General features: G+C 62.7%; 8 protein-coding genes. 2 read left to right on the forward strand and 6 right to left on the reverse strand.

The features are described 5' to 3' along the window. The first annotated feature begins 13 nt into the window (after positions 1 to 13). Positions 14 to 805 carry a DeoR/GlpR family DNA-binding transcription regulator gene (locus M3I53_RS09995; protein ID WP_254315785.1) on the forward strand — a complete coding sequence of 264 codons (792 nt, stop codon included), beginning with the start codon at positions 14 to 16 and terminating at the stop codon, positions 803 to 805. Further along, complete coding sequence (locus M3I53_RS10000; RefSeq protein ID WP_254315786.1) at positions 802 to 2,016, forward strand: MFS transporter; 1,215 nt, start codon at positions 802 to 804, stop codon at positions 2,014 to 2,016. Before M3I53_RS09995 ends, M3I53_RS10000 begins: the two co-directional genes overlap by 4 nt. Positions 2,017 to 2,156: 140 nt before the next feature. Here the strand turns inward: M3I53_RS10000 and M3I53_RS10005 are convergent, their stop codons facing one another. From M3I53_RS10005 to M3I53_RS10030, 6 genes are read right to left on the reverse strand one after another with little or no spacing between them, the layout of a single operon-like run. Next, positions 2,157 to 5,807: an ImcF-related family protein gene (locus M3I53_RS10005; RefSeq protein ID WP_254315787.1), complete on the reverse strand. Its 3,651-nt coding sequence runs from the start codon at positions 5,805 to 5,807 to the stop codon at positions 2,157 to 2,159. Next, a complete protein-coding gene (locus tag M3I53_RS10010; RefSeq protein WP_254315788.1) occupies positions 5,804 to 7,069 on the reverse strand; it encodes a hypothetical protein in 1,266 nt (421 codons plus the stop codon). Before M3I53_RS10010 ends, M3I53_RS10005 begins: the two co-directional genes overlap by 4 nt. Further along, positions 7,069 to 7,329 (reverse strand): PAAR domain-containing protein, encoded by a 261-nt coding sequence (locus M3I53_RS10015; protein ID WP_254315789.1) that lies wholly within the window; start codon positions 7,327 to 7,329, stop codon positions 7,069 to 7,071. The genes M3I53_RS10010 and M3I53_RS10015 overlap by 1 nt, the downstream gene beginning before the upstream one ends. A 24-nt stretch (positions 7,330 to 7,353) precedes the next feature. Continuing rightward, the gene (locus M3I53_RS10020; RefSeq protein WP_254315790.1) at positions 7,354 to 8,088 is read right to left on the reverse strand and encodes a hypothetical protein; all 735 of its coding nucleotides are present in this window, start codon (positions 8,086 to 8,088) and stop codon (positions 7,354 to 7,356) included. Further along, a complete protein-coding gene (locus M3I53_RS10025; protein ID WP_254315791.1) occupies positions 8,085 to 10,532 on the reverse strand; it encodes a hypothetical protein in 2,448 nt (815 codons plus the stop codon). The genes M3I53_RS10020 and M3I53_RS10025 overlap by 4 nt, the downstream gene beginning before the upstream one ends. Positions 10,533 to 10,536: 4 nt before the next feature. Then, positions 10,537 to 12,909 carry a type VI secretion system Vgr family protein gene (locus M3I53_RS10030; RefSeq protein WP_254315792.1) on the reverse strand — a complete coding sequence of 791 codons (2,373 nt, stop codon included), beginning with the start codon at positions 12,907 to 12,909 and terminating at the stop codon, positions 10,537 to 10,539. Between the last annotated feature and the right edge of the window lie 154 nt (positions 12,910 to 13,063).

Raw genomic sequence — 13,063 nt, forward strand, 5'->3', positions numbered from 1 at the left:
GGGAGCCGAACCCATGCAACGAACACGCCAGGAGGCCAGCGTAGGCCTGCTCCCCGACGAGCGCGAGCGCCTGATCCTCGAAAAACTGCGCGCCGAGGGACGCGTGCTGGCCACCGAACTCGCCGTGCAGCTCGACACCTCGGAGCACACGATCCGGCGCCACTTGCGCGACCTGGCCGAGGCGGGGCACTGCAAGCGCGTGTATGGCGGGGCGCTGCTGATTTCGCCCGCCAACAAGCCCGCGTCCGTGCGCATGCGCGAGCAACTGCCCGCCAAGGCGCGTCTTGCGCGCGCCGCGGCCGCGCTCGTCAAGCCCGACCAGGTGATCCTGCTCGACGCGGGTTCCACGAACGTCGAGATCGCGGCGGCCCTGCCCGAGAACGCCGGCCTCACGGTCGTCACCACTTCGCCGCAGGCCTGTGTGCGCCTGCTCGAGCGCCCCGGCATCGAAGTCATCCTGATCGGCGGTCGCGTGAGCGCGCAGGCCGCGGGCGCGCTGGGCGCGACGGCGCTCGTGCAGATTCAGCAGATCAAGGCCGATCTCTGCTTTCTTGGCGCCTGCGCACTCGATCCGTCCGAAGGCATCGCGGCCTTCGATGCGGAGGATGCCGAAATGAAACGCGCGATGGTCTCAGCAAGCGGCCAGATCGCGGCCGCGGTCACCACGGAAAAGCTCATGACGTCCGCGCCGTTCGTCATCGCGCCGTGCGCGTCGCTCGACTATCTGATCGTCGATACCGACGTACCGAAACTCCATATGAAGCAACTGAAAGCCGCGTGCGGCGACGTGACGGTGGCGCGATGAGGCCCCTGCGCGAACGCTACGCCACCACGGCGGTCTTTCTTGCGAACGGCTTCGGCATCGGCGCGTGGGCCGTGGAGGTGCCGCGCGTGAAGGACAAGCTGGTCCTTGGCGACTCCCTGCTCGGCGTCGCGCTCTTTGCCTTCGCGCTCGGCGCCATCGTCGCCATGCCGCTTGCGGGGCGTCTCGCGCCGAGATTCGGCAGCGGCCGCGCGACCGCCCTGCTCGGCGTGCTGTTCGTCGCCGCGTTTCCGTTGCCCGCGCTCGCGCCCAACGCGCCGCTGCTATGCGCCGCGTTGCTGCTGCTCGGCGCGCTCAACGGCGCGCTCGACGTCTCCATGAACGGCCATGCCAGCGCGATCGAAAAAGTGTGGCATGCGCCCATCATGTCGTCTTTCCACGCGGCCTGGAGCGCGGGGGGTCTGGCCGGCGCAGCCGCTGGCACGGTGCTGCAGAAAGCAGGATTCGGTGTGCTAAGCGGTCTCGCGCTGCCCGCCATTCCCATCGCCGTGTTGATCGTCGGTGCGGCGCTGTTCTCGCTGCGCGACGTAGGCACGCGCCCGCAGGCTGCGCCGGCGGGTGGCTTCGCGCTGCCGCAGGCGGGCGTCGTGAAGCTCGCCGCGCTCGCGTTCCTTTGCATGATGACCGAGGGCGCTATTGCCGACTGGAGCGCCGTGTACCTGCGCACCGCCTTGCCCGCTCATGCGGATAGCGCGGGCATCGGCTATACGTCGTTCGCGTTCGCGATGGCGGCGTGCCGCGTGGTGGGCGACGCGTTCGTGCGACGGCTGGGCGCGGTGCGCGTGGTCGCGCTGGGCGGCCTGCTTTCGGCTGCGGGTCTCGCCGCCGTGCTCGCGGCGCCGGCGCTCGCCACGGCGGTGGTGGGTTTCATCTGTGTCGGCATTGGGCTTGCCAATGTGGTGCCGGTGATTTTCAGCGCAGCGGGGCGTACGACCGAGCCGCCCGTGACCGGCGTGTCGATGGCGGCTACTGCGGGTTACGCGGGCTTTCTCGTGGGGCCGCTTATCATCGGCTTCGGCGCGGGACTAGTCGGGCTGCAACTCGCGCTCGGCGTGCTGGTGCTCGCGACGCTCGCGGTATGTTTTGCAGGTAGCCGTGCGGTTCGCGATGTCGATGCGTCGCGCGGCGAATCGGCAACGCATGCGCAGTTGCGCAAAGATTCGCGAGACGCCGATCGTATCGAGGCGGACTGACCCGCGTTCGCCCGGCGCATCGAATATCACTGACAAGATGCGGATACCTCCACGCAATCGCCCTGCGTAGCGCATCTCCCCAATGAATTTCGCCAGGAAAAGATTCGGCCGGTCGGCCTGGTACTTCCTTCACGGTTCGGTCATGGCTGCAACTCCGGGGGCAACGGTGGCAAGGACGGTAGTCCGGAGATCTGCCCGGCCCAACCCGTTATGAAAATGCGCTCGGGCATCTGGAAGCCGCGCAGCTTGAGCAAGTCGAGCGGTCCGGCTCCCGCCTGCGTACGCAGCACATAGCGCAGCGGTGCCGTGTTGCCCTCAGCACTATCGCTGGCAGTGGTGGCCGCGGCAGAGGCCGCGGAAGCGGCCTTCTCCGCGTCGCCACCTGCCCCGCCGTTCCAGACCAGCTCGAAGCGCGTATCGTCGAGCGGCTTCACGCGGGCCTTTTCAAGCATGCGCAGGAACGCCCAGTCACCTGTCGCGTCGAATGCGATGCGCGTGCCCGCATCCAGCGACTGCCAGTTCAACGACGCATGGCCGTTCAGGCCATTGCCAGGCCATGCCAGCGGCGACCACGCTTCGTGCTGATTGAAGTAGGCGACCTGATGGCTGTCGACCATCAGTTCCGTGCGCGTCACGGTGGGCGTGGGCTGCGGCATCAGCTCGAAGTGGTAACCGGCCTCGCCCTGCGCGTAGAGACGGGCGCCGAGCGGACCGATCAGCCGCAGCATCGCGAGGAATTTCGGATCGAACTGCAGCGACTGCGGCGCGAGTTCGTTCGGCACCCACTGATCGCCTTGGCGCTTGAGTACGCCGGCCAGTTCGATGTCGATGAAGCGGTTGATGAGTCCCGTGTCGGGGCGCACGTAGCGACCGAATTCGGCAAACGACGCATCGGCACTTGTCGACGCGAACGGATAGCGCGAGGCAAACGACGACTGGAACGGGGCTGCCACGGCGGCGCGCCACGCGTCGTTCAGGCTCGCGGCGGCGGGCTGCAGGACCGCCTGCCAGGCCGCATCGAGCGGCTGGACGAAGAGGGTCTGCCCGAAGCCTGCCCACTGTGCGCTCAGGCTCGCGGCGGTCAGCGCCGCATCGTCGCGCGCCTGCGACAGATCCGAGAGCTTGCCCTGGAAGATCGCCTGCGCAAGCGAGCGCGCCATCGCCTGCGCGTCCGGGCTCGCCTGGATCTGCTGCAGTTTCAGGCGCACGGTCGTATCGGCAGTCAGTACGCGCGACAGGCTCACGCCGCTGAACGCCGCCGCATTGGCTGATCTGGCCGCGCTGCCTTGCCCGGTGGCAGCACTACCATTGGCGTCGCCTGTCAGCGCCAGCAGCGGGCCGAACGTACGGTCCAGCGGGTTGACCGCGGGGGCCTGCACCTGGTCGCTGTCGCTCCCGCCCAGCAGCCCCTGCGCCTTGCGCACCAGCGTGTCAGTCAGCGCCTGCGAGGGACGGCCTGCCTCGCCCTGGTACTGGACCGACTTCATGACCGCCAGCAGCGGCGAAGTCTGCGCATCGGTCAGGCGCGTGAGCTGGTCGATCACGCCCGAGAAGCGGGTCGCCGGAAGCCACTGGAAGCTGTTGAGCATGGCCGCCCAGGCTGCCGTGTAGTCCGTGAAATACCGGTCGCGCAGGCGCTTTCTCAGCTCGTCGGCATTCTTCCTTGCGTCGAGCGCAGCCTGCGCCGCGTCGACCGCGCCTTCCACGGCGGTGGCGCTGATCCGGGCGGTCGGCTGGTCACCGGTGAGCACCCAGTCGCCCTCTACATGCCGCCCTTTCACGGCATCGTCGATAGCCTTTTCGATGACGCCCTCCCACGCTGCACGCGTGAAGGTGCCCGGCACCGTCTGCGCGGTCGTGAACAGACCGTGCGCGTCCGCGCCAGCGAGCAGCATCGCGAGAGAGACATCGGCATACTTGCCGCGCGCCTCATCAAGCACACGCTGGTAGAGCACATCATCGCTCGCGGCAAGGCCGATCTGGTTCACGAGGGTCGAGCGCATCTGCGTGACGAGCGGCATCGATGCGTTGATGCGCCACTCCGGATGCGCCTTCAGGTGATCCGACCAGAACCCGGCGAGCTGTTGCGAGGTGTCGAGCCATTCGCCGGTGCGCATGCCAGCGACGGCGGCCCACACCGCGAGCATCTGCGCCTTGAGGAAAGGCGCGTCGGTGCGCGCCGGGGTGGCGAGCATCAGGTACGCCTTGAGACGGTTGTATGCCTGCTGCTGCGCGTCGTGGCTCTGCTGTTCGTCGGCGCGTACCTGCGAAAGCTGCACGAGTTGCCCTTCGAGCGCCTGCGAGACCGGCTGGCGCAGGTTGCGAGTGGCCACGGTCTGGTAGGGGCGCCACAACGCAGCGAGCAGGTCGTCGTTGCGCGACAAGCCCGCGCGCAGGTACCACGGCGCCCCATGCTGCTGGCGATATTCGAGCATCGCGATTTCATTCTGCAGCGCGAGCTGCGCGCGCAACGCGCGCGGCGTGCCGGGCGCGGCAGTGAGCGCGTGGGCGGTGGTCGTTTCGGTATCCTTGACGAGTGCCCCGTTGCCCAGCCCCGAGATCACCATCAGCATGATCCACACGATGGCCCCGATCACGACGCACCACGCAAGCGCATCGGGCCAGTACAACCCCGTGCGGCGACCTCGATAGTTCGGCATGGAGACCGCAATCTGGCGCCACACCGGCAGCAGGGCACGCGGCTGCTCGCGTGTCACTTCGGCCACCGGCACCGCCGTCGCGACCCCGGCGGGCGCGTCGTCACCGTCATTAGCGACCGGCACCGGCACGGCGGTTGTCTCCGGAAAGACCGGTGCGAACAGGACACCCGCCAACGGCGCGCGCAGCCAGTTCGAGGTGGCGAGTACGCGCAGGTTTCCACCAATCCGTTCAGCGTGGTCGCTGATGTACCTCGAAACTTCCATCAGCCAGGTTGCCTTCTCCCGCGTATGAAGGCGCACGCCAGCGTCCGCCGACCATTGCTCGACTGTGTTCAGCAACTCTGGCGCTCTGGTGGCCGCCTCCTGCGCCTGCCTGCGCGACTCGCTCGGCAAGAAGGCGCCGACCGCGTCGAAGCGTTCAGAAAGGCTACCCTTCACCTCGACCGGATGCAGGAACGTGACGGGCGCAGCCCAACCAAGAGAGGTGGCGATCATTGAGAGTTCGCGGGGCAGGCCCGCACTGGCTTCTTCAGCGCGCGCCACATGCACGAGGCCATCCACCGGGCGACGGCGGCACAACCGGCGGATCTGGCCGAGCCACACTTCTTTCTCGATACCGTCCGGCGCGGCGTGAACAAGGACGATTTCGCCAACGTGCATGACGCCCGCCTGTTTGAGGCCGGGGGCCACCTGATCGACGTGCTCATCGGTGCCGTCTACCATCAGCCAGCGCAGACGACTGCGCCAGAACCAGCCATGCGAGACGCGCAGTTCCTCGTACATGTGTTGCAACCGCGCATCGCGCTTGAGCGGCTTCGCCGCCTTCGTGCGGTCGCCGGTTTCAGCGCGGAACAGTCTGGCAGTCCCGCCGTATGCGCCCGTCGATACCGCGAACAGATGGGCGATCACGACGACAATCAGCACCATCGGGATACTGATCAATAGACGCGTGCGGGGTGCGCCATCCGCGATGCCGAGACGGTCATTCCCGAACCAGACCAGCAGAAGTGCGGCGATGGCGAGGACGAGCGCCGCGAGGGGCATGCCCCAGATCGCCGCTCGGCTGGAAGCCGGTTTGCTGGCGACGGATTCGGGCTCCATGTTCTTCAGTTTATTTAGGGGCGTCGTCATGCGTGGGAAGCGTTGGTTTGTTCTGTGGGTTTGACGTAGAGGATGGCTGACTGCAGGCCATCGACAATTAGTTGCGGGCCTTCCGTTGCGCCGGCCTCAACGGCAGCCGCAATCGCCAGCAGGCCGTTTGCCGCGCCCACGTTGCCGACAATACGATCGAGCCGGCGCTGTGCAGCGTCCTTCGACGCGACCTGAAAACCGGCGGCGGCGAGGGCGCGGTCGCAGTGCTCAACCGGGCGCGTGATCCACGCGCGCGTCACCGCTGCGGTCCTGGCCTTGCCCCAGATCGCGGCATTCGCAAAAGCGTACCCGGCCTCAGCATCGCTTGCCTGGACTGGACGGTGCAGCGCAGCCTTGTGGCGGACTTCCGGCGGGAGCCTGAAGTAACCCGGATCGAACAGCACGGCGGCACAACCTTCGGCACTGCCTTCGTCGATGGCATCGTCGTACCAGGCTGCGGCGACCGCGAGAAGCGGACGGCTCGCGCGCTCGTCGAGCCACCCGTCGGCTACCAGCAGACCATCGATCGCGGGGACGGCCTGAACATCGAGTGGCGGTAGGGCGGCCAGCCGCAGTGCCTCGCGAACACGAGCCTCGTACAGGCCCGCAGTCGCCGGCGCGGCGAGCACACGTACCCGCGGCCAGTACGGCTTTTCGTATCGGGTCAGCGCGTGGAGACTTCCGGCCAGCGGTCCAATCGCTGCACGGATCATCTGGACAACGGGCGCAACCTCGGTCAGCACGCCTGCGTTGTAGCCCTCGCTTTCCTCTTCACCCGCGATGGGCAGCCCGGCTAGCAACGGGTCATGGTCTTCAAAACGGTTGCACAAAACCTTACCCGAGCCATGTCGGGCGCTCTGCATCTTCAGGAGCGACTGTTTCCCCGCAAGAGCTTCAGCAAGGGATTTGCCCGCCAGTGGCAGGCAATACCCAGCACCGACTACATGCAGCGGGCGCTGCGCGAACCGGATTTTTTCCGCAAGCCAGCGGTCGCGATGATGGTTGCGCCAGTACGCGCGATACCACAGGACCTCATAACCTGCCCGGGCAAATCCGAGCAGAACCAGGAACACGCCGTTCGGTGCCCCGAACATCCAGTTCCAGAACTCGAAGCCACGCGCAGGGTCACCCTTCGGCCACGCAAGCAGCACAAATACCGGACCGAACACGTTGCACACGAACCACGTCACCGCCCATGGCCAGAAGCGCATCCTGGGCGGATATCCGCTGGGGCGCCCGGCGGGAGAAAGATCGACCGGCATTACTCGATGTCGAAATTCATGAGCGACGAGAGCAGACGGCAGCCGCACGCGCAGCGGTAATGATGGAAGGCGACCTCCTTGCCGTCGCGATCGGGAAATTTGGCGTAGCCCTCATCAATCGTGGTTGGCCCGTGCTGCTCGCAGATCGCCTCATCGCCCTTCCGGGCAAGCGGTCGGCCCATCACCTCGAACCACGGCGAGCCGCCTGTAACTTCGCCGCCGTGTTCGAGCTCGTCGCCTTTACGAATAGGAGATTGCATATATTAGCTAACCAATTGATTCGACTATTTTTGCTGAGCTGGCATGGCGTCCGATTTAAATTCAATACTTTGCAAGAGAGGGGAAATAAAGCCATCCTTCGAATTTCTCTCGACTTGAATACCCGCACCACCTCCGGACACGCCAATCAAAACGCTCTTGCCATGAGCGAAACAAAATCTCGAACCTTGAATTCCATTTTTTGATTTTGCATCAACCACAAAACCATTTGCGCCGGGAACATCGATTCTTTCAAAGTTCGTGCCTTCACTCTTCCCAAGTGGAGTCCACTTTTTCCCGTCGAAGTCTGCTGGGCATCTCAATGAGTTAGCGTCCATGATATCCTGCATTTCCTGAGAAATATCGGTTTGCGTATTGTCGGGCGACCACTTAAAATCTGAGGTGTTTTCGCACATAAAACCAATCCACGGCACGTGTGCAGTCCCGCGTTTCTCAAACCACCAGTCATACCCAGAATACGTCTGCGTCTGTTGAAGGAATGGAAGTTCCCGATCAGGCAGGCGAGCATCTGCGCGATAAAGTACGAGATCTGGATCGTTGTATTTAATATGCTCGCCCTTTTTCAGAGTCATCGAAAACTGACAGTCACCCATTCTCACTTGCACCAATGTTGGTCCATCTGCCGCGAGTGTGCTGGTGCCCACTCCCAACTTCGTCATGCCATCATCGGCTAATGCATCGCCAGATAAACATGCGATAGCGAGCCAACCAGCGACAAAGGTTGTTATGTAATGCTTCACGATTCCTCCACGCGCCCGAAACCAACGGGGAAAATAGATGTACTCCCGTCCGGCTGCGGGAAACTGGTTACATCAAACAGAATTATTTGTGCGTTAGCGAATGCCAAAAACCGAGACTGTATGTCCCACACGGAATTGTAGTTACTACTTGGCTTGCCAGTGTTTATTGTGGCCGCCACCTTACCAAACGCTACGTTTATGTAAAAATATTTTATTCCGTGATCCGTTGAGAGCGGACTGTATTCACTGGACTGATTCGTCCAGTACTCGTCTGCGCAACTGGCGGCGCCCGACCAAGCCCAATAGCAGCCGGCGCTATCCGCTGCTTCAAATGGATTGGCCATTGCCTCTCTTTTTTCGACAAGATCGGCCGGAATATGCGTAGATGTATCTCTAAGGTAATGCATCGAATCGTACATCCCCTTATGACCATTGGGCGATGTTCTGCTTTGATCAGCCATCTGGGTATGCTGCTTCAGCGTGTTCTCTACCGTTGCACTTACTGCAAACCCTTTGAATTTCCAATACTTAATATAATTTGTGGCGTGCGTGAGCTGAAGCATTCCTCGCCCATCCCATGGGGCGTACCAAAATGGCGAACCCTCATGGTATTTTTGAAACCATTGCGTCTCCTCTGTTGCATTTCCAAAGAATGACGCCATACGCACGGGCGATTGAATCCCGTATTTACGGATTGCATTGTTGAGTTCCAAACGCCTCTGAATGGCATTCGGATTATCTGCTGCCAACATGGAAGCAGCCCAACTAAGTCGTACCGTTTGCCACTTCCACGGCGTGGCTTTTTGTACAACATTTTTCGGAAGCAGATGCTGAAGTTCTTGGCGACTGAGCCACCCACACTTTCTGAAGTGGCGGATAAACACCAGCGGATGGAAAAACCATAGTTCCTGCCCCGCAAGCGGTGTCTTGTCCAGAAACTGGAACTTGCCCAGGAATTCGGTAAACTTGGTGTACCCGTCGGGGTTGGTATCCTTCTGCTTGCCAAAGAAACCATACGGGTCGTTGAGGTCCTTGTAGCGCTCCTCGTTGTTGGCTGGATCCCACTCGCTTCGCGCCTTGAACACCATCCCCCGGAGCTTTTCGTCCACGCCATCTGTGTTCTGCACGTAGCTGGCAAGCCGCAGGTTGATCTCATTGCTATTGTTTGGATCGGCTTCGAGCGGCTGCGCCGATGGCAGCGAATCTTGAATGCCGGTCAACCCACAAAGCGTGGCGTAATCACATCGCCCGGCATCGTTGAACGGCGTGTTGTCACCATCCACCTTTTGCCAACCCGTGAAGAACGGGAAATCCGCGTCGGACAGCTTCTTGATGGCATCCGGCGCAATATTGACATAGCCCAGCGTGCCGTTTTCGTCGAGCGGCACCGCGATCCATGTGGCACAGGCCGCCCCGGTCAAAGTCGGATTATCCGAGAGAATGCGCCCGAACCGCAGCATCTCATAGCCATCGCTCGGACACACCGGATAGAGGGCCATCGCGCGTTCATACAGGTCATATTCGTAGTGCCTTTGGGCGTTGTCATAAGGGTCCGCAATGGGGGCGGGCGTGAGCAAGGTCACGTTGCCACTGCCACCCCTATCGATCCACGCGCGCGTAAAGCGCTGCCCCTTGTTGAACCATGCCTCGACATAGAGTGTGTCCCCTGCGCCAAGCGAGCCGCCCGGCACTCGGGGAAACCACTTCTCATCCACGCCGGCCGGCTGCGGATAAAATTCTTGCGGGCCGGAAATGACGAAGTAGCTGCGCCCCCAGTAGTCGCTGGTGTTCGGCTGAGTCGTTTTTTTCACCCCGATCTCCACCTTGTCGAACCAGGCCGTGAAATCGCCGTCCGCCATGAAGATTTCGAAGTGCAGATGCGCCACGCCCTGATGCTGGCCGACGTAGCCGAGCATGTCCTTGCGGTACATCTTTTTTGTGCCGCCCATCTGGACCGCCCCATCCTTGCCCCCTGCCGTATCGAGCAGCCATTTGGGTAGCGCGTTTGCCGACCCAGTCTGCGGCGGATTGTTAGGCTGGGGCACGATGTGCTCCTGGCTGGTCATGTCCAGCAAGTGCATGTAGAGCGAGTAGTACGTGATCGTGCGCCCGTCGCCCGTGTCAGTCTTGTGCCGCAGTAGTACGAAGCCGGCATTCGAGTTCAGCACCGGCTGCCCGGTCGTCGAATCGGTCGTGCCGTCCGAGATGGCGTTCTTGCAGACCCGGTACGCAACAACATCCCCATCAGCGATCGCGCGGACAGGTTCCGTCTGCTCACCCGGGTTCAGATGGATGGCGCAATGAGAACGCCGGTCGAAGGTGACCGGCCAGGCCCCGTGATGACCGATCTCGAACTGGTCGATGAGGTCCATCATGGGGTCCGGCTTCGACGCGTCGCTGGCCGTCAGGCCCGACGCCGGAAGAAAGGGAGGGCTGATGATCATGGCTTCAATGGGATGACGAATACGTGTCTGAAATCTTCAGACTGCTCTTCAGCAGGATGGGCAACTGCGCCGGCACGTTATCGGGGCCAACGAACGTGAACGAGCCTGCCTTGATGGTGAACGCCCCGGGACAATGGAACGTCATGTTGCCGTTCTCGATCACGAGCGAGCCCCCGCCGCTGTTGAGCGCGATCTTCGTTTTCGCGGCCAGCTGAATGTCTGCGCTTTCGCTGGCCACGCGTACCTGCTGCTTCGCGAACAGGTCCATCCCGTCCGTCAGCGCCGAGGCCGTGAACTTGCCCTTCGCGGCGGTGAGATTGACGCCGAGCTTGTGCGCGCACAGCGAGATCATGTCCCCAACCGCCATACGCAGGCGCTTCGCAATACTCACGTCCAGGTCCTTGCCCGCGGTCACAATCACGCTTTCGCCGGCCGAGTGCTGGAGCGATTTCGGCGTCACGAACGCCATGCCGCCGGGGGCGCTCGCGAGCAACCCCGCGTCGCGTAGCTGGTTCAGGCCGTCGAGCAGCGCCGACTGCGTGGCACGGTCAGCCGGATCGCCCCCGGCCTGCGTCGTTGCCGCAGCGAGGTCCGTCACACGCTGCAGCGCGGCCTTGAGCTGGGCGACGGCGGCAGGCATCTCAAGGTGCGGCGTATCGGTTCCGGCTGCGGCGTCCGCGGTGAAAAACAGCCCCTTCGCCGCCCGCACGGCCCCCCACCCCTGGGTCGTCGCCTCAAAGCCGTTCCCGCGAGAAAGCTTTCTGCTGTTAAGCAGATAGCCCTGGTTGAAGGCCGACTGGCTGTTCACAGTCGCAATGCGTGCGCTCTCCTTGCCCTGCAGATCGTTAAAAACGACCTCCGCACCGAGCAATGGAGAGCGCCAGATGGCATAGCTATACAACGCGTCCGTGCCCCGAACAGGATCGCGATGCGCATAGTCATGGAGGGCGCCGGTGATATGCATGCGGTCCACGTCCGCATGCGCGGCGTCCAGCAGCACCTCGGTCCCCGGCAGCAGCGGCGCGTGCAAACCGCCCTGATCCGATGAGGACACACGCACCAGGCGCAGTTTCAGCAGTTGCCGGTCGGTGTTGCCCGCACCCTGCAGGAACTTCGGCAGGACGGGATAACGACCGTGCTCGTCCATACAGCCATAGGGGCTCGAATCAAAAGTTGTCACAACGCCTACGACGGGACCTTTCAGGAAACGCCAGTCCCGCTCGAAGTGGAAACGAGGCCGGTACGTCAGATGCGCGGGCATCGCCTTGAAGCGGGTGTGCGCCGGCAGAGTACGACTGCCTTTCATGACCATCGACGTGATCACAAACCCGTATTGGGCACGCGCCACCTTCACATTGGTCGTCTTGACCACGACGCCCGGCGCAACGCCCAAGGCGTTCGTCGTACCGGAAAGCGTCACCTGGCGCGCGATCTGTTCGTCGCGCCGCGTCTGCGTGAGCGCCTCGCCCTGCTGCTGCGTCAGGTGGAACTCCGCGCTACGGCTGAACTGTCCGAACACCGAGCGGTCGCCCGCTTCACTGCAGACGTTCACCGTCGCCCGTAGCGGGTCATCCGGCGTGCGGTAGTTGCGCTCATACAGCTCAATCGTGGCGGGCACGAGGGTACGCGCGTCATTGAGCGACAGCACCGCTTCGTGGCACCCGGCCGAGAGTCCCGAATCCGCGATGAGCGGAATCTCGACCGAACGAATATAGGCACGCGGATTGTTGGCAAAGACAATCGTATCGAGCTGGCCACTCTTGCCGCGCCCCTGCTTGTAGAACCAGAAAACGCCCTTGCGGCGGCAGTGTCGGGTGATGAAGGTCCATAGGGACTCCTCATACATCACCACCTGTTCCATCTTCTCCAGTAGCCCTTCGATCTGGAATTCCACGTCGAAGGCGTCGAAGTTTTTGCGGTCGACCAGCGCCTGCCGGATCATCTCCTGCAGCGTCACGTCCTTGAAGGTATCGGACTTGATGATCCGCTTGCAGAGAGCGGCAAAGCGCGGCTCGATGCGTAGCCGGTAGGTGGCTTCGTCGCGACTTACGCCGATACGCTCGATGCGCGTGATCACGCCGTTGAAGGTAGCCGCTTCATGATCGACGGGTTCGACATAGCTGACCGAGGGCACGGCCACGCGTTCGTCGATCTGCAACCCCGCGCGCCGTCCGACGTACTCTTTGCCGTCGAGATCGAGCTGCGACGAGGTCACCGTCACATCTGCCGTATAGTCCTTGCAGAATCCCCCGCGCACCCGGAACTTCACCACATCGAAGTCGTGTTCGAGAATCCCGACCCAGACCCGCAGACGCTGGCTCAGACGCGCGCTCGGGTGGCGCAGAGCATCGGTGAAGCTTTTCGTCACAGCATTCATTCACACATCCCATTCCGGTGGAAAGGCACGAGGTGAGATCGTTGCTTTCGCAGCTATCGGCACCGAAATCTAGGGGTGGGAACGGAAACGCGTCAATCATATTGACCGGAGACGTCGGAATTAATCAACGGTTATGTCAAACAATGACAAATTT

The sequence above is a fragment of the Paraburkholderia sp. CNPSo 3272 genome (genome assembly GCF_024206495.1).
GTDB lineage: Bacteria > Pseudomonadota > Gammaproteobacteria > Burkholderiales > Burkholderiaceae > Paraburkholderia.